This window comes from Arthrobacter sp. V1I7, assembly GCF_030817015.1.
Classification (GTDB): Bacteria; Actinomycetota; Actinomycetes; order Actinomycetales; family Micrococcaceae; genus Arthrobacter.
The window spans coordinates 2,858,315-2,883,690 of the sequence record NZ_JAUSYS010000001.1; the positions used below are offsets into that span (position 1 = coordinate 2,858,315).

General features: G+C 66.9%; 21 protein-coding genes and 1 tRNA gene. 8 read left to right on the top strand and 14 right to left on the bottom strand.

From position 1 onward, the window contains the following. Window positions 1-27: 27 nt before the first annotated feature. The 10 genes from QFZ69_RS13175 to QFZ69_RS13220 form a co-directional block, all read right to left on the bottom strand. Window positions 28-104, bottom strand: a tRNA-Pro gene (locus QFZ69_RS13175). Window positions 105-255: 151 nt separating this feature from the next. After that, entirely contained in the window at window positions 256-1,806 is a 1,551-nt protein-coding gene (gene der, locus QFZ69_RS13180) for a ribosome biogenesis GTPase Der (protein WP_306918766.1), read from the bottom strand. Then, window positions 1,803-2,540, bottom strand: a complete 738-nt coding sequence (locus QFZ69_RS13185) for a 1-acyl-sn-glycerol-3-phosphate acyltransferase (protein ID WP_306918767.1) — start codon at window positions 2,538-2,540, stop codon at window positions 1,803-1,805. The genes der and QFZ69_RS13185 overlap by 4 nt, the downstream gene beginning before the upstream one ends. After that, entirely contained in the window at window positions 2,537-3,262 is a 726-nt protein-coding gene (cmk, locus tag QFZ69_RS13190) for a (d)CMP kinase (protein WP_306918768.1), read from the bottom strand. The genes QFZ69_RS13185 and cmk overlap by 4 nt, the downstream gene beginning before the upstream one ends. Further along, window positions 3,262-4,371: a prephenate dehydrogenase gene (locus tag QFZ69_RS13195; RefSeq protein WP_306918769.1), complete on the bottom strand. Its 1,110-nt coding sequence runs from the start codon at window positions 4,369-4,371 to the stop codon at window positions 3,262-3,264. The genes cmk and QFZ69_RS13195 overlap by 1 nt, the downstream gene beginning before the upstream one ends. A 3-nt stretch (window positions 4,372-4,374) precedes the next feature. Beyond that, window positions 4,375-5,661 carry a pseudouridine synthase gene (locus tag QFZ69_RS13200; RefSeq protein ID WP_306918770.1) on the bottom strand — a complete coding sequence of 429 codons (1,287 nt, stop codon included), beginning with the start codon at window positions 5,659-5,661 and terminating at the stop codon, window positions 4,375-4,377. Window positions 5,662-5,772: 111 nt separating this feature from the next. Then, window positions 5,773-6,381: an SMC-Scp complex subunit ScpB gene (locus QFZ69_RS13205; protein WP_306919681.1), complete on the bottom strand. Its 609-nt coding sequence runs from the start codon at window positions 6,379-6,381 to the stop codon at window positions 5,773-5,775. Between the two features lie 77 nt (window positions 6,382-6,458). After that, a complete protein-coding gene (locus tag QFZ69_RS13210) occupies window positions 6,459-7,376 on the bottom strand; it encodes a ScpA family protein (RefSeq protein WP_306918771.1) in 918 nt (305 codons plus the stop codon). 8 nt (window positions 7,377-7,384) lie between these two features. After that, window positions 7,385-8,284 carry a ParA family protein gene (locus QFZ69_RS13215; protein ID WP_306918772.1) on the bottom strand — a complete coding sequence of 300 codons (900 nt, stop codon included), beginning with the start codon at window positions 8,282-8,284 and terminating at the stop codon, window positions 7,385-7,387. Window positions 8,285-8,555: 271 nt separating this feature from the next. Then, the gene (locus QFZ69_RS13220; RefSeq protein WP_306918773.1) at window positions 8,556-9,905 is read right to left on the bottom strand and encodes a cation:dicarboxylate symporter family transporter; all 1,350 of its coding nucleotides are present in this window, start codon (window positions 9,903-9,905) and stop codon (window positions 8,556-8,558) included. 140 nt (window positions 9,906-10,045) lie between these two features. On the opposite strand from QFZ69_RS13220, the gene QFZ69_RS13225 reads away from it, so the two are divergent. Further along, window positions 10,046-11,686 (top strand): sensor histidine kinase, encoded by a 1,641-nt coding sequence (locus tag QFZ69_RS13225; protein WP_306918774.1) that lies wholly within the window; start codon window positions 10,046-10,048, stop codon window positions 11,684-11,686. Next, complete coding sequence (locus tag QFZ69_RS13230; protein ID WP_306918775.1) at window positions 11,683-12,402, top strand: response regulator; 720 nt, start codon at window positions 11,683-11,685, stop codon at window positions 12,400-12,402. Before QFZ69_RS13225 ends, QFZ69_RS13230 begins: the two co-directional genes overlap by 4 nt. 56 nt (window positions 12,403-12,458) lie before the next feature. On the opposite strand, the gene QFZ69_RS13235 is transcribed toward QFZ69_RS13230, so the two are convergent. Beyond that, window positions 12,459-14,360, bottom strand: a complete 1,902-nt coding sequence (locus QFZ69_RS13235) for a propionyl-CoA synthetase (protein WP_307000177.1) — start codon at window positions 14,358-14,360, stop codon at window positions 12,459-12,461. A 199-nt stretch (window positions 14,361-14,559) separates the two neighbouring features. Between QFZ69_RS13235 and QFZ69_RS13240 the strand changes: the two genes are divergently transcribed. The 4 genes from QFZ69_RS13240 (at window position 14,560) to QFZ69_RS13255 (ending at window position 18,836) form a co-directional block, all read left to right on the top strand. Next, window positions 14,560-15,201 (top strand): GntR family transcriptional regulator, encoded by a 642-nt coding sequence (locus tag QFZ69_RS13240; RefSeq protein ID WP_306918776.1) that lies wholly within the window; start codon window positions 14,560-14,562, stop codon window positions 15,199-15,201. A gap of 10 nt (window positions 15,202-15,211) precedes the next feature. Then, window positions 15,212-16,732, top strand: coding sequence for an MmgE/PrpD family protein (locus QFZ69_RS13245; protein WP_306918778.1), 1,521 nt, complete (start codon window positions 15,212-15,214; stop codon window positions 16,730-16,732). Then, on the top strand, window positions 16,732-17,634 hold the full coding sequence (prpB, locus tag QFZ69_RS13250; protein WP_306918780.1) for a methylisocitrate lyase: 903 nt from the start codon (window positions 16,732-16,734) through the stop codon (window positions 17,632-17,634). The genes QFZ69_RS13245 and prpB overlap by 1 nt, the downstream gene beginning before the upstream one ends. A gap of 62 nt (window positions 17,635-17,696) precedes the next feature. Further along, entirely contained in the window at window positions 17,697-18,836 is a 1,140-nt protein-coding gene (locus QFZ69_RS13255) for a bifunctional 2-methylcitrate synthase/citrate synthase (protein ID WP_306918782.1), read from the top strand. An 86-nt stretch (window positions 18,837-18,922) separates the two neighbouring features. Here QFZ69_RS13255 and QFZ69_RS13260 read toward each other — a convergent pair whose 3' ends face one another. Both QFZ69_RS13260 and QFZ69_RS13265 read right to left on the bottom strand, forming a co-directional pair. Then, window positions 18,923-19,819, bottom strand: coding sequence for a hypothetical protein (locus QFZ69_RS13260; RefSeq protein ID WP_306918784.1), 897 nt, complete (start codon window positions 19,817-19,819; stop codon window positions 18,923-18,925). A gap of 105 nt (window positions 19,820-19,924) precedes the next feature. Continuing rightward, entirely contained in the window at window positions 19,925-20,416 is a 492-nt protein-coding gene (locus QFZ69_RS13265) for an 8-oxo-dGTP diphosphatase (protein ID WP_306918786.1), read from the bottom strand. Window positions 20,417-20,631: 215 nt separating this feature from the next. On the opposite strand from QFZ69_RS13265, the gene QFZ69_RS13270 reads away from it, so the two are divergent. Then, window positions 20,632-21,891: an IS256 family transposase gene (locus QFZ69_RS13270; protein WP_306919682.1), complete on the top strand. Its 1,260-nt coding sequence runs from the start codon at window positions 20,632-20,634 to the stop codon at window positions 21,889-21,891. 284 nt (window positions 21,892-22,175) lie between these two features. After that, window positions 22,176-23,399 carry an IS110 family transposase gene (locus QFZ69_RS13275; RefSeq protein ID WP_306912914.1) on the top strand — a complete coding sequence of 408 codons (1,224 nt, stop codon included), beginning with the start codon at window positions 22,176-22,178 and terminating at the stop codon, window positions 23,397-23,399. 153 nt (window positions 23,400-23,552) lie between these two features. Here the strand turns inward: QFZ69_RS13275 and QFZ69_RS13280 are convergent, their stop codons facing one another. Then, window positions 23,553-25,322 carry a DUF222 domain-containing protein gene (locus tag QFZ69_RS13280; protein ID WP_306918788.1) on the bottom strand — a complete coding sequence of 590 codons (1,770 nt, stop codon included), beginning with the start codon at window positions 25,320-25,322 and terminating at the stop codon, window positions 23,553-23,555. Window positions 25,323-25,376: the final 54 nt, after the last annotated feature.

The following is a 25,376-nucleotide window of genomic DNA, read 5'->3' on the forward strand; positions in this document are numbered from 1 at the left end:
TCTTCGGGAATGGCGGGGTTTTTGTGCTGGTCGGGCTGACAGGATTTGAACCTGCGACCCCTTGACCCCCAGTCAAGTGCGCTACCAAGCTGCGCTACAGCCCGTCAGTTCCGCCGTTCTCCGCGTCGATGCCATCCTCTTGTTATCCAAAGGATTTCATCTCTGCAGTCCGGCCGAACCACCTCCAAAAGCTTACACGATCCCGGAGGGTGCCTGTGACATTTTCAAAGCGTTACCGCCCCTGGTGTGTCGGAATTAACGCTTCTTGCCGCGCTTTTCGCGGACCCGCATGTTGACCTCGATCGGGGTGCCCTCGAAACCGAAGGTCTCACGGAGCCGGCGTGTGATGAAGCGGCGGTAGCCCGGGTCCAGGAAACCGGTGGTGAACAGGACGAACTTCGGCGGACGGCTGGAGGCCTGAGTGCCGAAGAGGATGCGGGGCTGCTTGCCGCCGCGGACCGGGTGCGGGTGCGCCGCGACCAGTTCGCCCAGGAAGGCGTTGAGGCGGCCGGTGGGGATGCGCTTGTCCCAGCTTTCCAGCGCGGTGTCCAGGGCCGGGACGAGCTTGTCCTTGTGCCAGCCGGTCAGCGCCGAAATGTTGACCCGCGGCGCCCACGCCACGTGGGCCAGGTCCTGCTCGATCTCACGCTCCAGGTAGGTGCGGCGTTCGTCGTCGAGCAGGTCCCACTTATTGAACGCGAGGACCAGTGCGCGGCCCGATTCGATGGCCAGCTGCAGGATGCGGACGTCCTGCTCGCTGAGCACCTCGTCCACGGCGAGCAGCACGACGGCGACCTCGGCCTTTTCGAGCGCACTCTGGGTACGCAGCGAGGCGTAGAAGTCTGCGCCCTGTGCCATGTGCTGGCGGCGGCGGATGCCGGCGGTGTCGACAAAGCGCCAGGTGCGGCCGCCGAGTTCAATGAACTCATCAACCGGGTCACGCGTGGTGCCGGCGGTGTTGTCCACCACCACACGCTCGGAGCCGGCCAGCTTGTTCAGCAGCGAGGACTTGCCGACGTTGGGCCGGCCGATCAGCGCGATGCGGCGCGGGCCGCCGGACCGCTCCAGGCCCTCAATCGTGGAGAACTCGGGCAGGGTGTCCATGACGTGGTCCAGCAGGTCGGCAACGCCGCGGCCGTGGAGCGCCGACACGGGGTACGGTTCGCCGAAGCCGAGGCCCCAGAGCGTGGCCGAGTCGGCTTCCTGCGCGAAGTCGTCCACCTTGTTGGCCACTATGATGACGGGCTTCTTGGACTTGCGCAGCATCTTCACGACGGCTTCGTCCGTGGCCGTGGCGCCGACCGCGGAGTCGACGACGAACAGCACGGCGTCGGCGAGTTCCACGGCCATCTCGGCCTGCTCGGCCACACGGGCGTGGATGCCGCGGGCATCGTGCTCCCACCCGCCGGTGTCGACGACCGTGAAGTTCCGGCCGTTCCAGGTGGCCGAGTACATGACCCGGTCGCGCGTAACGCCGGGGGTGTCTTCCACCACGGCTTCGCGGCGGCCGAGGATGCGGTTGACCAGGGTGGACTTGCCCACGTTGGGACGGCCGATGATGGCGAGGACGGGATCCAGCTTGACCGGACCCTCGAAGTCCTCGTCGTCGTAGCGGCCGCTCAGGAGGGCGGCGTCTTCCTCGTCGAGTTCGTAGTCGTCCAGGCCGGCCCGGAGGGAAGCCGCGCGGACCTCCGCTTCCTCATCGTCCAGCGCGGCAAGATGCTCAGCCACCTGGTCCGTGCCGGTGGGCGTGTATTCGTCTTCGCCGGCGCCAAAGTTGCCGGAGGTTTGAGTCGTATCGCTCATTGCACGTTCCTTAGGTGGTGATCTGCCGGCGTCCCGGCTACTGCTTCATGACGTTCTTGCGGGGAATCCGCGTCGGGCAAGGGCTGCCCGCTGCCGGTGATGGAATCCTGGACATGGCGTGCCAATGCGGCGCGGATCTCGGTTCCCGCCCTGTCCATTGAAACACGGCCGGTCTCGCCCGGTCGGCGGCTGACATTCAGGGCCCCGCCGAAGCTGACATGCAACTGCCGGCGCGGGCGGGGAACCGCATCCAGGTCCTCGCCGCTGATCCGGGTGCCGAGAATGGCCACGGGGACCACGGTGGCTCCGGCGCTCAGCGCGAGCCAGGCGACTCCGTTGTTGATGGCGGAGGCTTCGCCGCTCCCCCGGGTTCCTTCGGGGAGGATGCCGACGCAGCGACCGGCCTCGAGCACGCGCCGGGCTTTGTGCAGGGCGGCACGGTCACCCGCGCGGTCAACCGACAGCTGGCCCGAGGCGGTGAGCACCCGGCCCAGGAAGCCGGTGAACAGTTCCTTCTTGACCAGGATGTGCATCGGCCGGGGTGCGGCGCCGAACATGACCGGACCGTCCAGGAAACTGATGTGGTTCCCGGCGAAGATCACCGGTCCCGAGGCCGGGACGTTGGCCCGCCCCGTTACCGAGGTCCGGTAGACGACGTGGTCCAGGAGCCAGCCCACGGGCCGGCTCCAGCTTGTCGTCCACGCTCCCGGCAATGCCGGCTGCGGCTCAGTCACGGTTTGCTGACTTTGTGGTTGATAACCCGGTCCACGATGCCGAGGGCGGCGTCGACGGTCTGGGCGAAGTCCAGGTCCGAGGAGTCCAGGGTGACGACGCCGTCGGCGGCCTGCATGAAATTCACCACGGTGGAGTCCCTGGCGTCGCGCTGGGTCACCTGGGCGGCGAGCTGCTCGGCGTTCTGGCTGCCGCCCAGCTGGATTCCCCGGCGGCGGAGGCGCGCCTCCTCGCTCGCGGTGAGCAGCATCCGTACTTCGGCATGCGGCGCGACGACGGTGGTGATGTCCCGCCCCTCGACCACCATGCGGCGGTGGTGCAGTTCGATCAGTTCGCGCTGGCGGCGGATCAGTTCGGTGCGGGCACCGAGGGTGGTGGCCACGGCACTCACGGCCGCGGAGATCGCCGGCTCCCGGATGGCGAGCGTGACGTCGATGCCGCCGACGCGGACGTACTCGTCCTGCGGGCTCGTGCTGACCTCCAACGGAAGGTTCTCCGCCGCGGCCTCGACCGCGGCCCCGTCCGCCAGGTCCGTGCCGGAATCCAGGCAGAACCAGGTCAGGGCACGGTACATGGCGCCGGTGTCGAGATAGGCAAGCCTGAGCCGCCGCGCGACTTCCTTGCTGACGCTGGATTTGCCCGATCCGGACGGTCCGTCGATCGCCACGACAAGGCTTTTTCCGGGCCGGACAACGTCCACCGTTTCTATGATTTCCTGTGTCATTACTGAAGTACCCGCCATCCGCGGTCGTTGAGGGCTTCGATGAGGAGGTCATGCTTGTTGGGCAGGACGGAGATTTCCACCATGCCCACGTTCTGTCCCGAGGAGTGATCGAGGCGGAGATCTTCGAGGTTGACGCCAATCTCGCCGATCTCCGTGAGGAGCCGGGCGATCTGGCCCGGGGTGTCATCCACCAGGACCGTCAGCCAGGAGTACGCCTGCGGCGGTCCGCCGTGCTTGCCCGGAATCCGGGACTGCCCGGCGTTGCCTTCGCTGATCAGCTGGGCAAGGTCGAGCCGGGCACCGGGGGCGGTCGGGTTCTCCAGCGTGCCGATCAGGCGGTTGAGGTCTTCCCGGACCCCGTGCAGGATCCCGACGAGTTTGTCCGCGTTCGCGCCGAGGATCTGGACCCAGAGCGTGGGATCGCTCGCGGCGATGCGGGTCACGTCCCGCAGGCCGTTCCCCGCGAGGGACAGCGCGTGCAGGGGCGTGCCCTGCAGCCGGCTGGCCACGAGCGAGGACATGATCTGGGGCAGGTGGGAGACGAGCGCCACGGCCTCGTCGTGTTCTTCGGCGGAAAAGTCCGCCACGACGGCACCAAGATCCGTCGCGAGGGCCCGCGCAGCCTGCAGCGCCCCGGGCGAGGTTTCCGCAGAGGGGCAGAGGACCCAAGGCATGGAGGTGAACAGCTCGCCGCGGGCGGCTACCGGGCCGGACTTCTCCCGGCCTGCCATGGGATGGGTCCCGACAAAACGGGCGAGATCCGCCCCACGCCCGCGGAGCTCGGCCTGGATGTCCGCCTTGACGCTGGCGATGTCGACGACGGTCGCGTCCGGGTAGTCCTGAAGGGCCCGGGCCACGACATCCGCGGTGACATCCGGCGGGGCGGCAACCACTACGAGTTCAGGCTGTTCTGCGTCCAGGCGCGCCAACGGCAGGCCGGCGCCGATGTCGACGGCGACGGCCTGGTTCGTGGGCGAGGGATCGGAGAGGAACACGGACACGCCGCGGCCCCGGAGCCCCAGCCCGATGCTGGTGCCCAGCAGCCCGGTCCCAATGACCACTACCGGGCCATTCAGGTGGCCGCGGCCGTGGGTGCGGAAAGCGGACATGCCCTACAGCCCTACGGATGCCAGCAGGTGACCGACTTCCTGCTTGCCGAGGTTGCGGATGCTGCCCTGGCGCTGGTCGCCCAGGCCGATGGGCCCGACCTTGACGCGGACCAGGCGCAGGACCGGGAAGCCGACGGCGTCGAAGAGCCGCCGGACGATCCGGTTCTTGCCCGAGTGCAGGACGACCTCGATCAGCACATGGCCCGGAGTCGAGTCGACGAGCTTGAAGGAGTCCACCGAGGCGATGCCGTCCTCGAGTTCAACACCGGCCTTGAGCTCGGCGCCGATGCCCTGCGGGAACGGCCCCCGGACCTGCACGAGGTAGGTCTTCGGCACTTCGTAGGAGGGGTGCGTCAGGCGGTTGGCGAGTTCGCCGTCGTTCGTCAGCAGCAGCAGGCCCTCGGTGGCGACGTCGAGCCGGCCCACGTGGAAGAGCCGTTCACCGTGGCTGTTCCGGACGAAGTCGCTGATGCAGGGGCGGCCGTCCGGGTCTTCCATGGTGGAGACGACACCCTTGGGCTTGTTGAAGACCATGTAGACCATGTTCTCGTCCAGCTGGATGCGGAGACCGTCGACGTGGATCACGGCGGTCTTCGGATCGACGCGCACGCCGAGCTCGGTGACGACCTGGCCGTCGACCTCGACGCGGCCTTCGGCGATCATTTCCTCGCAGACGCGCCGCGACGCGACGCCGGCCGAAGCCATGACTTTCTGCAGGCGGGTGCCGTCCTGGTCGTGCAGTTCAGACTGGGGCACCTCGGCGCGGGGTCCGCGCTTGCGGGCTGGCCGGCGCACGGGGCCGAGGTTCTGGCCAAAGCGTTCGCTGCCGAAGGCACGGGCGCCGGCGGTCTTGGGTGCGCCGGTGCGCGGCTTGGGCTTGAGCGCCCCGGGGGTGCCGGGGTCCTTGCCGAAGCCGGGCTTGCGGGCGCCCGGCTTGCGGGCGGCTGCCTTGCCGGTAAAACCGCCGGGCTTCCGGTCGCCGGACTTCCAGTCGCCGGACGCGGGGCGGTCGGCGGGTGCGCCCCCGGGACCCTGCAGGTCCGGATCGATGAAGGCCTCTTCGCGCGGCTTCGGGTGCTTGAATGGGCGGTCTCCGCCGGCCTTGAAACCGGCTCCCCCGCTGCGGCTTGCGCCGCCCTGGGAATTACGGCCTGCGCCGCCTTGTGCAGGGCGTCCGGCGCCCTGTGCGCCGCGGCCGAAGCCTGGCGCATTTTGTCCGGCACTGTTTTTTCCAGCACTGTTGCGTCCCGAACCGCTACGTGGTGAACCCTGGCGTCCCGCCTGTGTCATGACCCGTCCTTCGTTGTGTTGACCGGCGCGGCTTGCCTCCCGACAATGCCCGCCAGTTCGGGCAAAATGCTTCTGCCCTCGTGGATACTCGTGCGCAGGCAGTGTTCCTGCCTACATTCTTCCTGCATCGTAAAACTCTTCGATGCCTTCGAGCCCCGGAAGATGAGGTGAAAGCTGCGGTAATTCCGCTACCGAGCCGATTCCCATGCGTTCCAGGAAATACGACGTCGTGCGGTACAGGATGGCTCCGGACTCGGGATCTGTTCCCGAATCCTCAATCAGCGCCCGCTGCGTCAGCGTCCGCACGACAGAGTCGACATTGACTCCTCGAATTGCAGACACCCGCGCCCTTGATACGGGTTGGCGGTAAGCGATGACGGCGAGCGTTTCGAGCGCCGCCTGCGTCAGCCTGGCTGTCTGTCCCTCCAGCACGAAACCGCCGACAATATCGGCGAATTCAGCCCGGGAATAGATCCGCCAGCCTCCGGCGATACTCCGCAATTCAAAACCCCGGGCGGTGGAGCTGAAACCGTTGCTGCTGGCTTCGTCCACATCCGGGGCATTAACAGTATAGCCGTCATACTCCCGCTGCAGATCCGCCAGCAGTCCTTCGACGACGTCGACCGTCAGATTCAGCCCCGCCGCCAGGCCGGTGGCGGTGGCCGGTTCATCGATCACCATCAGCACCGCCTCCAGCGCGGCGCGGGCGCCGCCCGGCAGGCTGTCGAGGTCCGGACCGTCGTCCTCGACTCCGGACCGTGGCGGCTCGTCACGGTCCGGCTCGAAAGGCGTGTTACTCAAGGCTGTTCCTCATATTCTTCACTCAGGTTCGCGCTGCTCCACGCCTGTGACCCGGCCGTCCAGTGGACGGTCAGGTCCCCCAGCGGCAGCAGCTGGTCGAAGGAAACCGCGCGGTCCCGGAACATCTCGAGCAGCGCCAGGAACCGCGCCACCACGACGAGGGAGGACTCGGCGTCGGCGATGAGCGCCCGGAACGTCAGCGGGTTGCCCAGCCGCAGGCGGCGGCCAAGCAGCTCGGCCTGCTCCTTGACGCTGACGGGGCTGCCGTGGAGGTGGGCCAGCCCCACCTCCGTCGGGGCGGCTTCCTTGGGCTTGAGTGCCGTCTCGGCCAGGGCGGCGAACTGTTGCGGGGTATGCCGCCAGACGAGTTCCGGCAGCAGCGCGGAGAAGTGTTCCTCGAGCGCAACCTGACGCGGAAACCGGCGGCCCTCGAGCTCGAGGGTGGAACCCATCAGGCCGGCGACCTGCTTAAAGGCCTTGTACTGCAGCAGCCGGGCGAAGAGCAGGTCGCGGGCTTCCAGCAGCGCGATGTCCTCCTCGTCCTCGACCTCGCCGGCGGGAAGCAACCGGGCCGCCTTGAGGTCCAGCAGGGTCGCGGCGATGACCAGGAATTCGCTGGCCTCGTCCAGGGCCCATTCCTCCCCCAGTGCCTGCAGGCCCTTGATGTACTTGATGAATTCATCGGTGACCGTGGACAGGGCCACTTCGGTGATGTCCAGCTGGTGCTTGGAAATCAGGCCCAGCAGGAGGTCGAAGGGGCCGGTGAAGTTGGCCAGCCGGACCTCAAACCCCGGCCTCTTGACCGCCGGGGCGCCGGCAGGGACCGGCGGCCCGGCCGGCACCTGCTGCCCGGCCGGAAGTTCCAGCTCCGCCGGCATCTCCAGCTCCGCCGTGGGAGCGCCCGACTCTGCCATGGACCTGACTAGGGCGCGCCGCCGCGCGAAATAAGCTCTTTGGCGAGGTTACGGTAGGCCTCGGCGCCGATGTGGTTGCCCGCGTAGCTGGTGATGGGCTCGGCGGCCACCGTGGCGTCGGCAAACTTGATGGAGCGTTTGATGACGGTCTCGAAAACCTTGTCGTCGAAAGCTTCCACGAGGCGGGAGATGACCTCGCGGCTGTGCAGGGTGCGGGCGTCGTACATCGTGGCGAGCACGCCGTCGACCTGCAGCCGCGGGTTCAGGCGGTCCTGGACCTTGTCGATGGTCTCGACGAGCAGCGCCACCGCGCGCAGGGCGAAGAATTCGCAGATCAGCGGAATGATGACGCCGTGGGCGGCCGTCAGCGCGTTGACGGTGAGCAGGCCGAGTGAGGGCTGGCAGTCGATCAGGACGACGTCGTAGTCGTCCTCGACTTTCTTCAGCGCCCGGTCCAGCACCTGTTCGCGGGCCACCTCATTGACCAGCTGGACCTCCGCGGCGGAGAGGTCGATGTTGGCCGGCAGCAGGTCCACGTTTTCGACGCCGGTCTTGTGGATGGCGTCGCGGATGTCGACCTTGCGGTCCATCAGGACGTTGTAGACCGTGAGATCGAGTTCATGGGGGTTGATGCCCAGGCCGGCGGACAATGCGCCCTGCGGGTCGAAGTCGACGAGCAGCACCCGGCGGCCGTATTCTGCCAGCGCGGCGGCGAGGTTGATGGTGGAAGTGGTCTTCCCCACCCCGCCCTTCTGGTTGACCATGGCGATAACCCGCGCAGGGCCGTGGGATGACAGCGGCGCTGGCTCCGGAAAGTCGCGGTGCGGGCGCCCGGTCGGGCCCATCACGGCGTCTTCCAGATCGAGTTCGGTGCCTTCCAGAGTTGCTGAACCCTGTTCGCTGCTCACGTATCTATCCACACTTTCGATGACGGTGATTGTCGTGCTTGATATTGCTGCCTGCTTTTATTCCTGCCCTGGGCTTCCAGCGCCGATCTTATTCCTCCCAAGGTTACAGCGCCCGACACGGTATTCAACGGACCTTGACAGCCGCCGTCATTTGAGCCTTGACCTTCTGGTTGAGGTCGAGGGTTGCCTCCGAGCTGTGACAAAACCGCCCGCACAGGGTGTCCTGTGCGGGCGGTTGTCCTGGGCGCCTGGGCGCTTGCCTTATGAGGGACTAAGCGTTGACCGAAACAGGCTGGGCCGGCTGGGCCGGGGTTTCGTTGACCTCGTGGTGGCCAGCGATCATGGTCTGCTCGTCGAACGGCTCTTCGCCGGACAGGACGCGGTCAACCTGCCCGCGGTCGACCTCCTTGACCCAGGTTCCGATCAGGAGGGTGGCCACAGCGTTGCCGGTGAAGTTGGTCAATGCGCGTGCTTCGGACATAAAGCGGTCGATCCCGACGATCATGCCTACTCCGCCGAGGAGCTCGGGCTTGTGTGCCTGAAGGCCGGCGGCCAGCGTGGCGAGGCCTGCACCGGTGACACCGGCTGCGCCCTTCGAGGCGATGATCATGAAGATCAGCAGGGATACCTGGGCGCCAAGATCCAGCGGGGTTCCCATGGCATTGGCCACGAACAGCGATGCCATGGTCAGGTAGATGGCGGTGCCGTCCAGGTTGAAGGAGTAACCGGTGGGTACGGTTACGCCGACGACCGGCTTGGACACGCCCAGGTGCTCCATCTTGGCGATCAGGCGGGGCAGTGCTGCCTCGGAAGAGGAGGTGGAGAAGATCAGGAGGTATTCACGGGCCAGGTACTTCATCAGCTTGAAGATGTTCACGCCGGTCACCACCTGCAGGAGGCCGCCGAGGATCACGACAATGAAGAGCGCGCACGTGATGTAGAAGGCGACCATGAGGGTGAACATGCTCACGATTGCCGCGACACCAGTGGCGCCGACAACAGCGGCGATGGCACCGAAGGCGCCCACCGGAGCAAGCCACATGATCATGATGAGGATCCTGAACACCACTGCCTGGCCGTGGCCGATGGCCTTGAGGACAGGAGCGCCCTGCGCACCCATCTTCTGGAGGGCGAAACCTACGAGGATTGCGGCGAGGAGCGTGGGCAGAACGGGAATGTCACCCGGAATGATGCCCAGGAGGAAGGCGACGGTGCTGTCTACTTCGGCCTTCTTGTTGGGGTCGTACGCCGCCAGCTTCAAACCTTCACCGGGGTGGATGAGGTTGCCTACGACCAGGCCGATGCCCAGGGCGAAGGTGGACATAAGCACAAAGTAGCCCAGGGCCATGCCTCCCACCTTGCCCACGGTGGCCGCCTTGGCGATGGAGCCAATGCCGAGGACGATGGTGCAGAAGATAATCGGCGCGATCATCATCTTGATGAGCTTGATGAAGCCGTCGCCGAGCGGTTTCATCGATTTGCCGACCTCGGGGAACAGCAGACCGACAAGGGCGCCCAGGATCACGGCGGCAATGACGGCAATGTAGAGGTAGTGGGATTTGTCCAGCCCCTTGCGGGCGGCCTTCACAGGCGCTGCTGACTCTCCTCGTTGAGAAGCCATGATGTGTCTCCTTAGGGATAATCTGGTAGGCGCTCCGGCTCAGTCTCTGGGCTCTTCGCGTCGGTCCGGTGTGATATCCATCATTAGGTACACCGTGACTTAGCTCACTGTTGCGTTCATATTGGTCATGGGAGGTACGGATGATCCGCCGCTGGAGTATCGCCCGCAGGCTGTTCGTGGCCAATCTGCTGATCGTGCTCGCCTTCACCGCCGTCGTGGGAACCGCCACGTTCACGGATGCCCGGGACCGCGCCTACGAGGAAGCGGGGCGGCGCATGGCGGGAGTGGCCGCCGCCGTCGCTGCGAATCCCCTGGTGCTCCAAGCGGCTGACGAGCCGGACCCGTCAGCGGTGCTGCAGCCGTATGCGCTTCAGGTTATGGCGGGAGCCGGTGCGGACTTCGTCACCATCATGGCGCCGGACAGGACCCGGTGGACGCACCCCCGGGATGAGGAACTCGGAAGACCGTACATCGGTGCAATCGACGCGGCGCTTCACGGCGAGGTGTTTACCGAAGTCACGGCTGGAACCCTGGGGCCGTCGGTGCGCACCATCGTGCCGGTCAAGGATGCGGGCGGCAATGTCAGGGCGCTGGTGGCCGCCGGTGTCACCGTGCGGACAGTTGATGTGGCCTTTTCCAGCCGGCTGCCGGCACTGCTTGCCATCGGGCTCGCGTTGCTGGTGGGCGGGTCCGTGGCGTCATGGCTGCTGGGCCGCTACCTCCGCAGGGTCACCAGGGGCTGGGGGCCGGAGCAGCTGGCGCAGCTCTTTGCCTACTACGAATCAGTCCTTCACTCCGTCCGCGAGGGGCTCATCCTGATCGACACAAAAGGGCGGGTGGTCATGTACAACGACCAGGCTGCTGAGTTGCTGGGGCTCGAGCCCCGGGGATCCGGTGATGATCCGTCCCAGCCGCCATCCCTGGCCGACCTCCCGCTGGCAGAGAGCCTGAAGGAGCTCTTTGAATCGGGGCGAACGGCCCACGACGAGATCCATCTGACAGGACCCCGGATCGTGGTGGTGAACCAGGGCCCGGCCCTCGGTCCGGACTCGCCCGGCGGCCGCCGTCCGGCACTGTTCGGTACGGTGGCCACCCTCCGTGACCGGACGGAGATTGAGTCCCTGGGCAGTGAACTTCAGACCATGAAGACGCTCTCGGATGCCCTCCGCGCGCAGACGCATGAGCATGCCAACCGGCTGCACACCATGGTGTCGCTGCTGGAGCTGGGCCGGACGCGCGAGGCCCTGGACTTCGCCACCAAGGATCTTGAGCTCAGCCAGAAGCTCACCGACGAGCTGATCAGCTCGGTTGACGAGCCGGTCCTCAGCGCCCTCATCATGGGCAAGGCTTCGGAAGCCAATGAACGGGGGGTGAAACTGACGCTGCGCACGGCGGGGTCCGCTTCCGTGGCAGGACTGGCAGTGCAGGACCTCGTCACCATCCTGGGTAACCTCCTGGACAACGCGATTGACGCCGCTGCCGACGGCCGGGCACCCAAGGAAGTGGAGCTGACGGTGGAGTCCGACGCCGAGGGCCTGGACATCACCGTCCGGGATTCCGGCTCGGGAGTTGACCCGGCAGCCGTGGAACATATCTTCAAACATGGATTCAGCACCAAAAAGTCCGGGGCTTTCGGACGCGGGGTAGGCCTGGCCCTCGTGCGGCAGGCTGTACAGCGCCTGGACGGTACCATGACCATCACCGGCACAGACGGGGCACAGTTCCATGTCTTCCTGCCGGCAATGGCGCCCGGAACCGACAAAGAGGAGCAGTACCAGTGAGCGACATCCGCGTCCTCGTCGTGGAGGACGAGCCAGTGGCGTCGGCGGCCCATGCTGCCTATGTGGGCCGGCTTGAGGGATTCGTGCTTGCGGGCACGGCGCCGGACGGCCAGTCGGCTCTGCGGCTGCTCACCGAGTTCGCGGCTTCCGGCGACCCGGTGGAACTTGTCCTTCTCGATATGAACCTCCCCGATCTCCACGGGCTGGACATCGCACGCCGGATGCGGGCGGCGGGACTCTTCGCGGACATCATCGCCATCACCGCCGTGCGGGAGCTGAACATCGTCCGCAGCGCGGTGGCAACGGGAGTGGTCCAGTACCTGATCAAGCCGTTCACCTACGCAACCTTCGCGGACAAACTCGCCAGTTACCGGCAGTTCCGGCAGCAACTGGCCTCGTCCGGTACCGGGGTCTCCGGGGCCGGTGCTTCCCAAAGCGACGTGGACCAGGCTTTTGCCAGCCTGCGGGCGCCGTCCGAGCTGCCGCTGCCCAAGGGCCTTGCCGTGTCCACGCTGGAATCCGTGCAGGACTTTCTGAAACTGCAGACCGGGGCGGTGTCCGCCAGCGAGGTGATGGAGGCGCTTGGCATGTCCCGCGTGACCGCCCGTCGCTACCTCGAGTACCTCGCCGACGCCGGAACGGTCTCGCGCACGGCGCGCTACGGCGCGCCCGGCCGGCCGGAGAACGAATACCGCTGGAACCGGCCGCCGTCGTAAGCCTCCTGCTCCCCCTACCACTTCTCCTGCTACCATCAGGCCGCCACCTCCCAGGGTTAGTCTCCGCGTGCGGCGGGGCGCAGGGTTCCGAGCAGCTGGTCAATCACCCCGGCGTCCTCGATGGTGGACGGCACCACGTAGTCGTCGCCGTCGGCTATCTGGCGCATGGTTTTGCGCAGGATCTTGCCCGAACGCGTTTTCGGGAGGGCCTCCACCACGGTGACGTGCTTGAAGTCCGCGACCGCCCCGATGTCCCGCCGGACCAGGGCGATGAGGTCCTTGACCAGGACGTCCTCGGGGACGTCCACCCCGGATTTGAGCACCACGTAGCCGCTGGGGCGCTGGCCCTTGAGCGGATCCGCGAGACCGATCACGGCGCATTCGGCCACCGCGGGATGCTGCCCGATGACCTGTTCCATCGCGCCGGTGGACAGCCGGTGTCCGGCCACGTTGATGATGTCGTCGGTGCGGCCCATGACAAAAACGTAGCCGTCCTCGTCCCGGTAGCCGGAGTCGCCCGTGGCGTAGTAGCCCTCGAATGCCTGCAGATAGGACGACACGTAGCGTTCGTCGTTGCGCCAGAGCGTCGTCAGCGTGCCCGGCGGCAGCGGCAGGCCCAGGACGATGTTGCCTTCCGTGCCGGCCTCGACGTCCCCACCCGCAGCGTCGACGATCGCGAGCCTGAAGCCGGGCATCGGCACGCTGGGCGAGCCGGCCTTGATCGGCAGCCCGCCAAAGCCGCGGGGGTTGGCGCAGATGGCCCAGCCGGTCTCGGTCTGCCACCAGTGGTCCACCACCGGAACATCGAGGACCCGGGCGGCCCAGTGGAAGGTGTCCGTGTCCAGACGCTCGCCGGCCGCGAACAGGGTCCGCAGGCTGGAGATGTCGTACTTTCCGAGCAGCTGCGCCTCCGGGTCGGCTTTCCGGATGGCCCGCAGCGCGGTGGGAGCGGTGAACAGCACGTTGACCTTGTGGTCCTGGATCACCCGCCAGAACGCCCCGGCGTCGGGGGTCCCCACCGGCTTTCCCTCGTACAGGACGGTGGTGGCCCCGGCCAGCAGCGGCCCGTAGACGATGTAGGAGTGGCCCACCACCCAGCCGACGTCGGAGGCCGTCCACATCACGTCCCCGGGCCGGATGCCGTACAGATTCTCCATTGTCCAGCTCAGCGCCACGGCATGGCCGCCGTTGTCCCGCACGACGCCCTTGGGGGCGCCGGTGGTTCCCGAGGTATAGAGGATGTAGAGCGGATCCGTCGCCTGGACCTCGACCGGGGCGGCGGACCGGGCTTCGGCCATCTCGGTGTCCCAGTCCAGCCAGCCGGTGTGCTCGGCCGCCGAGGAGGCAAACCCTTCCCGTGCCTTGACCAGTACCGGGGTCTTGGGCGTTCCGGCGAGGTCCAGGGCCTCGGCAACGGCGGGCAGGTACTCGATCCGCCGCGACGGCTCGAGGCCTCCGGATGCCGTCACGATTGCGGCGGGGGCTGCGTCCCAGATGCGGGCCGCCAGCTCCTTGGGCGCGAAGCCGCCGAAGACCACGGAGTGCACGGCGCCGAGCCGGGCGGTCGCCAGCATCGCGATTGCCGCCTCGGGGATCATCGGCATGTAGATTACGACGCGGTCGCCCTTGCCCACGCCGTGGCTGCGCAGGACGCCGGCAAAGCGGGCCACCAGGTCTGTGAGTTCGGCGTAGCTGAAGCGCTGCTGCTTGCCCAGCATGGCGGAGTCGTAGATCAGGGCGTCCTGGCCGCCGCGGCCCTCCTCGACATGGCGGTCCAGGGCGTTATAGGACGTGTTCAGCGTGCCGTCCGGAAACCAGCCGTAGAGGGGTGCCCGGCTGGAGTCGAGGGCCTGCCGCGGCGGCCTGGACCATGAAATCCTGCGCGCGGCTTCCAGCCAGAACTCGGAGGGCTGTTCCAGGCTGCGTTCGTAACTGTCCCGGTAGCTCTTGGTGACCATGAAATAAATCCCGTCCACGACGTTGTGATGCAGCTCATGGTAGCCCGGAGCCCTCGGGGAACACAAGGATTTGTGTATACATTGACAGTCGATGGAGGAGGATCTGGACGGCCTTTAGGCCACATTGCTGGGCAAAAGGACGAGCCGTGTATACACTGTTGGTGTTTCATCCCGCAGTCCACCCAACGAAGGAGCCAGGATGCGCGCCAGCGACAAGGCCTACGCGGCCCTTCGCGACGACATCATTGAATGGCGTCTCCTGCCCGGAACGGTGCTCGCCGAAGTGGAGCAGGCCGAGCGGCTCGGCGTCTCGCGCACCCCGTTGCGGGAGGCACTGAGCCGGCTCACCGCGGAGGGCCTGACGACGGCGGCGGGCGGCCGCGGCGTCGTCGTGACCGACATTTCGCTGGAGGACATCGATGAGCTGTTCGAACTTCGCGAGACTCTTGAGGGCAAGGCGGCGGCCCTGGCCGCCGAGCGTGGCGACCCCGCGACCTTCGAGCAGCTGCAGGCTGAACTGCTCCAGGCCCCGGGCCTGATCAGCGGCGAGGACCCGGCCCGGCACGATTACTACGGGCTCGTCGGGCGGCTGGACGCCGCCATCGACGCCGCGATCTCCAACTCCTACCTGGCCCAGGCGATGCGCAGCCTGCGCGTCCATCTGGTCCGGGTCCGCAGGCTGGCCGCCGACGACGCCGCCCGGCTCACCGCCGCCGCCGCCGAGCACGCCGCCATCGCGGAGGCGATTGCCGCCGGCAACCCCCGGCTGGCCGAGGCCGCCACCACGCTCCACCTGCACCGCAGTCTTTCCCACGTTAAAGCCACGCACGTACCTCACTAGAAGGAGCACCATGGTTAAGGAACACCACGTCCGCGTTTACAAGAGCGAGGAAAACCTGGGCCGCGAGGACCAGCTCGCCCACAAGATCGCCAGGGTGGCCGCCGATCCCGTGGCCGTGACCGACGAAGTCACCGACATGGTGATCAACCGGGTCATCGACAACGCCTCTGTGGCGATCGCTTCGCTGAACCGCGCGCCCATCGTCGCGGCGCGCGCCCAGGCACTGACCCACGGCCCCAGCACCGGCGGCGAAGGTTCCAAGGTCTTCGGCATCGACGAACGTGTCTCCCCCGAATGGGCCGCCTGGGCGAACGGCGTCGCGGTCCGTGAACTCGACTACCACGACACCTTCCTCGCCGCGGACTACTCCCACCCGGGCGACAACATCCCGCCGATCCTGGCCGTGGGCCAGCACCTCGGTTCCAGCGGCCAGGACCTGATCCGCGGCATCGCCACCGGCTACGAGATCCAGGTCAACCTGGTCAAGGCCATCTGCCTGCACAAGCACAAGATCGACCACGTCGCGCACCTCGGCCCCTCGGCCGCCGCCGGCATCGGCACCCTCCTCGGTCTCGACGTCGAGACCATTTTCCAGTCCGTCGGCCAGGCCCTGCACACAACCACGGCCACCCGGCAGTCCCGCAAGGGCGAGATCTCCACCTGGAAGGCCCACGCCCCTGCCTTCGCGGGCAAGATGGCCATCGAGTCCGCGGACCGGGCCATGCGCGGCCAGACCTCCCCGGTGCCGATCTACGAGGGCGAAGACGGCGTGATCGCGTGGATGTTGGACGGCCCGGACGCCTCTTACGTCGTGCCGCTGCCGGAAGCCGGCGAGGCCAAGCGCGCCATCCTGGACACGTATACCAAGGAGCACTCGGCCGAGTACCAGGCCCAGGCCTGGATCGACCTGGCCCGCAAGCTGCACGGCGAGCACCCGGAGGTCACCGACCCCGCCAACGTGAAGTCGGTCCTCATCAAGACGAGCCACCACACGCACTACGTGATCGGCTCCGGCGCCAACGATCCGCAGAAGTACAGCCCCACGGCCAGCCGCGAAACGCTGGATCACTCCATCCCGTACATCTTCACGGTCGCCCTGCAGGACGGCGCCTGGCACCACATCGATTCCTACGCCCCGAAGCGCGCGGCGCGCCCGGACACGGTGGAACTGTGGCACAAGGTCACCACGGTCGAGGATCCGGAATGGACCCGGCGCTACCACTCCCTGGACATCGACGAGAAGGCCTTCGGCGGTTCCGTGGAGATCACGCTGGCGGACGGCACGGTCATCACCGACCAGATCGCCGTCGCGGATGCCCACCCGCTGGGCGCCCGGCCGTTCGCGCGCGCGCAGTACGTCCACAAGTTCCGCACCCTGGCCGCGGGCCTCGTGGCGGAAGAAGAGATTGAGCGTTTCCTCGCGGCCGCGGCGCGCCTGCCCGAGCTGGCGGCCGGCGAACTGGACCAGCTCAACATCAAGGCGGCCGACGGCGTGATCGACCCCGCCGCCGCACCGAAGGGACTCTTCTGATGCTGTATTCAAAGACCACGCCGGAGCAGAAGCGGATCCGGTTCCGGGAGCTCCTGGCTTCCGGGACCATCCAGCAGTTTCCGGGCGCGTTCAACCCGCTCTCGGCGCGGCTGATCGAGGAGAAGGGCTTCGCCGGGGTGTACATCTCCGGCGCCGTCCTGGCCAACGACCTCGGCCTGCCGGACATCGGACTCACGACGCTGACCGAGGTCGCCACCCGGGCCGGACAGATCGCCCGGATGACCGATCTGCCCTGCATCGTCGACGCCGACACCGGCTTCGGCGAGCCGATGAATGTGGCCCGCAGCGTGCAGGAACTGGAGAACGCGGGCCTGGCCGGCTGCCACATTGAAGACCAGTTCAACCCGAAGCGCTGCGGCCACCTGGACGGCAAGAACGTCGTGGACCTGGACACCGCCACCAAGCGGATCCGTGCTGCGGCCGACGCCCGCCGGGACCCCAACTTCCTGATCATGGCACGCACCGACATCCGCGCCACCGACGGTCTGCAGGCCACCCAGGACCGGGCACGCGCCCTGGTGGAAGCGGGCGCGGACGCGATCTTCCCCGAGGCCATGAAGGACCTCAGCGAGTTCCGGGCGATCCGCGACGCCGTCGACGTGCCGATCCTGGCCAACATGACCGAATTCGGCCAGAGTGCCCTGTTTACGGTGGATGAGCTGGCCGGCGTCGGGGTCAACATGGTCATTTATCCGGTCACGCTGCTCCGTAGTGCCATGGGCGCTGCGGAGCGTACTCTGGAATCGATTAGGGCCGACGGAACGCAGGAAGCACAGGTTGGAAGCATGCTGACCCGTGCGCGTTTGTATGACCTCGTTGACTACGAGGCCTACAACCGCTTCGACACCGGGGTCTTCAATTTCCAGATCCCCGGCAAGTAAGCTCCACATGGAATTCCGGCCCCGGCCGGCACAACAGGCGACAGGAACGAAGGAGTTTCAGCATGGCTGAACAAGACATCAAAAAGGGCCTCGCCGGCGTCGTGGTGGACTACACCGCGGTTTCCAAGGTAAACCCGGACACCAACTCGCTGCTGTACCGGGGCTACCCGGTGCAGGAGCTGGCCGCCAGGTGCAGCTTCGAGGAAGTTGCCTACTTGCTGTGGAACGGCGAACTTCCCACCCCGGAGCAGCTGGCCGAGTTCACCGCACGGGAACGCGCCGGACGTGCCCTGGACCCGGTGGTCAAACAGGTCATCGACGCGCTGCCGACCACCTCGCACCCGATGGATGTCTGCCGGACGGCCGCTTCCGTGATGGGGGCCCGGCACCCGCTGGCCGAGGATTCCTCGCGGGAAGCCAACCTGGCCAAGGCCATTGATCTGTTCGCTGCGATGCCCGCGGTGGTGGCCTACGACCAGCGCCGCCGTCACGGCCAGGAGCTGGTGGAGCCCCGCGAGGACCTGGGTTACGACGCCAACTTCCTCTGGATGACGTTCGGTGAGGAACAGGTACCGGAAGTAGTCGACGCCTTCAATGTCTCGATGATTTTGTACGCTGAGCACTCCTTCAACGCCTCCACGTTCACGGCCCGGGTGATCACGTCCACGCTCTCGGACCTGCACTCGGCCGTGACCGGCGCCATCGGCGCACTGAAGGGTGCGCTGCACGGCGGAGCCAACGAGGCCGTCATGCATACCTTCGACGAGATCGGCATCCGCCCGGAGGAGTCACTGGACGAGGCAGCGACGCGGGCCAAGGCCTGGATGGAAGACGCCCTGGCCCAAAAGAAGAAGGTCATGGGCTTCGGCCACCGCGTCTACAAACACGGCGACTCCCGGGTGCCCACCATGAAAGCGGCCCTGGACAAGATGATTGCGCACTACGGCCGCCCTGAACTGCTGGGCCTGTACACCGGCCTGGAGTCGGCGATGGACGAGGCCAAGGCGATCAAGCCGAACCTGGATTATCCGACCGGTCCCACCTACCACCTGATGGGGTTCGACACCGCGACCTTCACTCCCCTGTTTGTCGCCAGCCGCATCACCGGCTGGACGGCGCACATCATGGAACAGCTCGATGCCAACTCGCTGATCCGTCCGCTGAGCGAATACAACGGCGTCGAGGAGCGGCACCTGCCCTAGTCCTTTTTTGATGCAGCGCACGACGGCGGGCCGGTCACCTTTCGCGAGGTGGCCGGCCCGCCTTTTCTGCCCTAACCTGCGCTGCCTTAGCCGGCTTTGATTTTCAGCGAGGTGATCATGCGCTTCGCGTTCAAGTACTCGGGGGTCTGCATGTAGGCCCTCGCCTCGTCCAGCGAGCGGAACGTTTTGGCGCCCATACGGTTACCGATCTCGCCGGCACCGCCGGCGTTGACCTGGACGGTGTCGGCAAAGGAGTACAGCGGCGACTCTGCCGGACCACTGACCACGTTGTAGAACATGCATGACTTTCCATCCTTGCCAGCCACGCTGCCCGTAATTCCATAGGAGGCGGTGACGCGGTCCGGTTCCTGGAGGGCACGGAAGGCAAACCTGGGTGTGATGGTATCGGCTGCCCCGGTGTTGTAGGGCAACGCCAGCTCCATTGAATCCAGAACGCTGTACGGAACCTCGCCTTCGCAGCGGCCTCCGAGCCCTGCGCCGGTCGGTCCGTAGTGCAGGGAGGCCAGCACTATTCCGGCCGCATCAGACACGTCGACATCGAGGGCCGTGGACCCGGCAGCGCCTGGCGGCGCCGCAACGCTCCACTCGGCAGGATAGTCGAAGCTGACTTTTCCATCGGCACTGGTGAAGGTCCGCCATTCTCCGGCAGGGGCTGCGGTCGTCGCCGAAGGGGCAGCAACCGCCGGCACGGAAACCGACGGCGCGGTGCTCGGCATCGGTGTGACCGTCAGCGACGCCGCAGCGGTTGGAGGCGTCACACGCCCGGCGCCGTCGGCCGGCGCGGGCACTGAGCCCAGGTTGCCGGCCGCCACGATACCGCCGGTCACCACGGCCGCAGCAACTGCCGCCAATGCGGCCACCCGCGGCCATCGACGGCGGGTGGCCGTCTCCGCGGAGGAGTCTTGCGTCATTCCGTCGTCACTGAAGACTCTTCCCGTGGCGTTGTCCTTGGTCGAAGCCATGCCCGTCCCCCAGTTCTGTGTGTGCGCTACCAGTCGTTCTTTCAATCCCGCCCGTGGTGTCCTGAGCTGCAGGATACCTGTGTGTTTCCGGCCGGCGGGGAACGGTTACATCCGCCCTGAAAGTCCTTCAATCGACGCCACGGTCTCGTTGTCATCGTTGAGGACAACGACGACGTCGTGGGCCTCGCCCGCCAGGGCGGCCGGCAGCCAGTGGGCTGCGTCCTGCCACATGCGGTGCAGGGGCAGGGCCGCGGTGTCGAACCATTGCGGGGTTATTTCGAGGCTTTCGGACGGCTCGCCCTGCCAGCGCCGGGTGGTGTAGAGACGGCAGTACATGTTCCATTCCGGCCGGGCCGGGAAGACGAACTCCACCACCCCCGCGTGGGCCAGGTCCTCCTGGCGTACGACGATGCCGGCTTCCTCCCAGACCTCCCGGCAGACGGCCTCCGCATCGGTCTCCCCCGCCTCGACGTGCCCGCCGATGCCGACGATCTTGCCCGTGCCAAAGCCCGTCCGCTTGAGTCCCAGCAGCACCTCGGTGGAGCCGGCGGCCTCCTCGCGGAGCAGGAAACAGAGGGTGACCGGTGTGGACTTCATGTGCTCCACCCTATTCCCCCGAACATCGGATGACTTGTTCCCGATGGCCAAGTGTCCCGTGAAGGGCCATTCCTTACACCGGCGAGCAAGATTATTCCCACGAGCGAGGATCCTCGCACGATGAGCGGCGGGACTGTAATTTAAACGGTGTAACTCCAGAGAATTAGGAGGTTGCCGTGACTGATGTGATTAGTGATGTGACTGCTGCGACGAGCATGGTTGCGCCGGCTCCGGCGGACGCGCTGGATGAGCAGTTGGTGCAGCAGCTGAGTGAGCGGGCGCGTGCGGAAGGCCTGCGGCTGACCGGTGAGGGCGGGCTGCTGTCCCGGCTGACGAAGATGGTCGTGGAATCGGCGCTGGAGGGCGAGATGGAGGACCATCTGGGCTACGCCCGGCACGATCCGGCTGGCAGGGACGGCGGGAACTCGCGGAACGGCACCCGGTCCAAGGAGCTGTTGACCGAGGCCGGTCCGGTGCAGATCGCGGTGCCGCGGGATCGGGACGGCTCGTTCACCCCGGAGCTGGTCAGGAAGCGGCAGCGCCGCCTGTCCGGGCTCGATGACCTGGTCATCTCGCTGTCCGCCAAGGGACTCACGCACGGGGAGATCTGCGCCCACCTGGCCGAGGTCTACGGCGCGGAGGTCTCCAAGCAGACGATCTCCACCATCACGGAGAAGGTCTTGGAGGGTTTGTCGGCCTGGCAGAGCCGGCCGCTGGATCCGGTCTATCCGGTGATCTTCATCGACGCGGTGAACGTGAAGATCCGCGACGGGCAGGTCACGAACCGGCCGATCTACGTGGCGCTGGCGGTGACCTGCGAGGGCACCCGTGACATCCTTGGGCTCTGGGCCGGCGAGCACGGTGACAGGGAGGGGGCGAAGTACTGGCTGCGGGTCCTGTCCGAGATCAAGAACCGCGGCACCCAGGACTGCCTGATTGTGGTCTGTGACGGGCTCAAGGGCCTGCCCGAGGCCATCGCCACCGTCTGGCCTCAGACGATCACCCAGACCTGCATTGTTCACCTTTTGCGCAACTCGTTCCGCTACGCGTCGAAGAAGGACTGGTCCGCGATCGCGAAGGACCTCAAGCCCGTCTACACGGCGGCGTCGGAATCCGATGCCCTGGACCGGTTCGTGGAGTTCAGCGAGAAGTGGGAAAAGCGCTACCCGGCGATCATCCGGCTCTGGACCAACGCCTGGGCCGAATTCGTGCCCTTCCTGCAGTTCGACCGCGAGATCCGCACGATCATCTGCACGACCAACGCCATAGAGAGCATCAACGCGCGCATCCGGCGAGCCGTGAATGCCCGCGGACACTTCCCCACGGAGCAGGCCGCGCTCAAATGCGTCTATCTGGCGGTCATGAGTCTGGACCCCACCGGGACGGGCCGACAACGCTGGTCCAACCGCTGGAAGGCTGCGCTCAATGCCTTCGAAGTCACCTTCGACGGACGCCTGTCCGCCGGCAAGAAATAAAATCAAAACCAGTTACACCGAAAACTTGACGCTGATACTGGAAGGGTCCGGGAATGCAGTGACCCGATACTTGACTGGCGGCCCCCTTCGGGGGACCTGTCCTTGACCTGATTTGTCCTGCGTTCCCGGGACCAGCCGTGGGCTCTGCCGGTTCATGACCTCATAGGAGCATGACCGATCCCATGACCAGTTGGCCCTGCCATGGTGCGCGTCCCTTCAGCGTCCTGTCTGCGGCCGACAGGGCCAACGGTGACAACCCGAACCGTTGCTTGGAAGGACACCATATGCCACACGCGAGAGCGGATGTCGACGCGGCCGGACGCGTCGCCGGGGTCGACACCCACACCGACACTCACACCCTTGCCATTCTCACCGAGAACGGCGCGGTGGTCTCCACCGCGACGTTCACGGCGGACAGCCGTGGCTATGCCGCGCTCATCGATGCCGTAGCCTCAGCCGGCCCCGTCCGGGGGATCGGTGTCGAGGGCACCAACTCCTACGGCGCCGGCCTGACCCGGGCCCTTCAGTCCGCCGGACACACCGTGCTGGAAGTCCTGCGCCCTACCCGGCAGGTGCGCCGGATGAATGGGAAATCAGATCCTGTCGACGCAGTCGAAGCTGCCCGTACGGTGCTTTCCGGCCGTGGCATCTCCATCCCGAAAGACACCAACACCGCCGCTGAATCCATCCGATTCCTGCTCGGCGCGCGGAAACGGTTCGTCTCCTCCATGACCTCGATCTCCAACGCCATTAAAGGGCTGCTGATCACCGCTCCAGAACCGGTCCGCGCCAGATACCGGGACCTGGACACGGACGCGCTGCTGCGCCGTCTGGCCAGTAGTCGTCCTGGATCCGATCTGGCCGGCCCTGAAGACGCCGCCGGGCTGGCCCTGAAGACGATGGCTTGCGCCCACCAGGAGCTCTCAGACCGCGTCGCCGGCATCGAGACGCAATTGCATGAACTCGTCCAGGCGCACCACCCAGCATTGCTGGATGTCTACGGCGTCGGGACCCTGGTCGCCGCGCAACTCGTCGTGACCGCGGGCGGCAACCCAGAGCGGATCCGCAACGAAGCGTCGTTCGCCGCGCTCTGCGGCGCCGCGCCAATCCCGGCGTCCTCCGGGCGCACCACCCGCCACCGGCTCAACCGTGGCGGCGACAGACAGGGTAACGCCGCCCTCCACCGCATCGCACTCGTCCGAATGCGCCACGACCCCAAAACCCGCGCCTACGTCGAGCGCCGCACACAGGATGGCAAGAGCAAGAAGGAAATCATCCGCTGCCTCAAAAGGGCCATCGTCCGAGAGATCTACCGCATCCTTACCAGCCCAGCAGTAAGGACGGTCCAAGCCGACCTCCGCGCCATTCGCACGAAAAAGAACATCACCCTCAGTCAAGTGGCCGTAGCCTTAAGCACGTGGCCCGCCCGGATCTCCGATATCGAGCGCAAAGCCCGGCCGCTGCCCGAACTCGCCGATCGCTACAGAAACTGGCTCGCCACCGCTTGACACACGATAGGAGCATCAGACCCTGAGCGGCCCCTTCGTCCAGCCGCGGGCGTGCCACCCACGTGGCGGGATTGGGGCTTGGGGATTGCCTTGCCGAAAAGGGTTGCTGTTGGTCGATCAGGCGCACTGGAGCAGGAAGCTCTTCGGCAAGGGTCACCGAGGGGCGCCGGCCAGACTGCATCGTCCGTATTTATTGCGGTGCCCGGCCGTGAATTGGTGCCGGGCTGTGAATTTGTGCCAGTCCGGGAAGGGGTCCCGGGGCAGTTCCGGTTCAGGATCGCGGCCGGGGTCCTGGCCGGGGTCCCGGCCGGGGTGCCCGGTGAGCGCCGGGTTCGGCTGATGGCCTGGATCCGGGCCGGGGTCCTGGCCGGGGTGCCCGGTGGGCGCCGGGTCCGGATGATGGCCTGGATCTGCGGGCAGGCCGTGGTCCGGGCCTGGGCCTGGGCCTGGGTCGGTGTCTGTGTCTGGGTCGGTGATCGGGATGTGGTGGGGCCAGTGGGGTGGTTCCCAGTCCTGGTGTTCGCTGGGGTAGTGCCGCCGTGACGGGGAGGTCCACCCGGGTGGGTTGTCTTTGCTGGCCCCGGTTGGTTTCCAGGCGGAGCCGTGTTTGAGGCGGTGGTGCCGGGGGCAAGGTTGGCCGAGGTTGGAGATGCCGGTGGTGCCTCCGTCGGCCCAGGCCAGGAGGTGGTCTGCTTCGTTGTCCAGGGAGTGGTTGTTGCAGCCGGGGAAGGGGCACCTGCCGTCGCGGAGGCGGAGCCATTGGCGCTGGGTCTTGTTGAGGCGGTAGCTGGTCCGTCCGATTTCCAGCGGGGCGCCGTCGCGGGGGTCGGTCAGGACGCGGTAGAAGGAGTCGGCGCCGTCGGTGATCAGGCGGCGGGCCATGGACGGCGGGATCGGCCCGTACCCGTCCAGGGTGGCTGGTTCCTCGGTGACGCCCAGGAGGGACAGGACCGGGACGGTGATCAGGACCTGCGCCCGCGGGGACGGCACACCCCCGCCCCCGGCAATACCGCCCCCGGCAATACCGCCCCCGGCCATGCCGCCGGCGCCGGTGCCGGTGCCGGTGCTGTGGCTGGTGAGGAGCCAGGTGGCGGTGATGTCGGCGCGGAGCTGGGAGAGGGGCCGGGCCTCGTGGGGGCCTTGGAGGGCGCGGGCGGCGGCGGTGGTCCGTTCCCAGATCCCGGCGGGCGTGTCGGCCGGGAGGTAGGCGGAGAGCCAGGCCATGCCGTCCCGGTCCGGGAGGAAGTCGACCCGCCGGTCCCCGGCGCTTGTGCTGTGGCGTTTTTCGATGCTGACCGGGTGGTGGCGTTCGCGCCAGGCGCGGGCCTTGGCGCGGAACCGGGCCGGCACGAGGTCACCGGCCGGGGCCCCGCGGGCGGGGTTTGAGGCGTCGGGGTCCAGGAAGTGCGCTTCCAGCGCGGCCGCTCCGTCCGGGTCCAGACCGGTGGTCTCCTCGACGATGATCCGGGCGTGCTGCCAGGAGATCGCTCCGGCCTGCAGGGCCGTCAGGGTCAGCGGCAGCGCCGTCATCAGTGCCTGGCATTCGGACAGGAGGGCACCGGCGGTCCGTTCACTGACGGTCAGGACACAGGCGACCTCAGCGACCAGGGCCATCTCCCGGACGGTGCATTCCCGCGGGGACGCCGCCGGTGACGCCAGGGCCCGGGTTGCCTGCACATATTCCGCAGCCAGCCGCACCTTCAGCGCCGCGGTCCGGGCTTCCAGCCGGGCCACCTCGGCGAGAGCGTCCAGGCAATCATCCGCCAGATCCCGCAGCGGATCGGCGTCGTGCAGGGAAACGACCCCAGGCGGATCCGGGCGGTCCGCGCCGGCACCGGTGCCGGCAGCAAGCACAGCAGCGGACGCGGCGACGGCCTCCAGGGCCTCCCTGCTTTCGACACTCCAGGCTGTTCCGCTGTCCACACTGCCAGCCTAAGAGGAGGCACCGACAATATTGATGGACACGGATTTGTTGCG

Coding starts and splice junctions, on each gene's coding strand:
- QFZ69_RS13195 (WP_306918769.1), bottom strand. CDS start 4,371: ATGTCCGCTTTCCGCACCCACGGCCGCGGCCACCTGAATGGCCCGGTA.
- QFZ69_RS13255 (WP_306918782.1), top strand. CDS start 17,697: ATGGCTGAACAAGACATCAAAAAGGGCCTCGCCGGCGTCGTGGTGGAC.
- QFZ69_RS13260 (WP_306918784.1), bottom strand. CDS start 19,819: ATGGCTTCGACCAAGGACAACGCCACGGGAAGAGTCTTCAGTGACGAC.
- der (WP_306918766.1), bottom strand. CDS start 1,806: ATGAGCGATACGACTCAAACCTCCGGCAACTTTGGCGCCGGCGAAGAC.
- QFZ69_RS13210 (WP_306918771.1), bottom strand. CDS start 7,376: ATGGCAGAGTCGGGCGCTCCCACGGCGGAGCTGGAGATGCCGGCGGAG.
- QFZ69_RS13265 (WP_306918786.1), bottom strand. CDS start 20,416: ATGAAGTCCACACCGGTCACCCTCTGTTTCCTGCTCCGCGAGGAGGCC.
- QFZ69_RS13225 (WP_306918774.1), top strand. CDS start 10,046: ATGATCCGCCGCTGGAGTATCGCCCGCAGGCTGTTCGTGGCCAATCTG.
- QFZ69_RS13270 (WP_306919682.1), top strand. CDS start 20,632: ATGGTTGCGCCGGCTCCGGCGGACGCGCTGGATGAGCAGTTGGTGCAG.
- QFZ69_RS13235 (WP_307000177.1), bottom strand. CDS start 14,360: ATGGTCACCAAGAGCTACCGGGACAGTTACGAACGCAGCCTGGAACAG.
- QFZ69_RS13240 (WP_306918776.1), top strand. CDS start 14,560: ATGCGCGCCAGCGACAAGGCCTACGCGGCCCTTCGCGACGACATCATT.
- cmk (WP_306918768.1), bottom strand. CDS start 3,262: ATGACACAGGAAATCATAGAAACGGTGGACGTTGTCCGGCCCGGAAAA.
- prpB (WP_306918780.1), top strand. CDS start 16,732: ATGCTGTATTCAAAGACCACGCCGGAGCAGAAGCGGATCCGGTTCCGG.
- QFZ69_RS13275 (WP_306912914.1), top strand. CDS start 22,176: ATGCCACACGCGAGAGCGGATGTCGACGCGGCCGGACGCGTCGCCGGG.
- QFZ69_RS13200 (WP_306918770.1), bottom strand. CDS start 5,661: ATGACACAGGCGGGACGCCAGGGTTCACCACGTAGCGGTTCGGGACGC.
- QFZ69_RS13245 (WP_306918778.1), top strand. CDS start 15,212: ATGGTTAAGGAACACCACGTCCGCGTTTACAAGAGCGAGGAAAACCTG.
- QFZ69_RS13220 (WP_306918773.1), bottom strand. CDS start 9,905: ATGGCTTCTCAACGAGGAGAGTCAGCAGCGCCTGTGAAGGCCGCCCGC.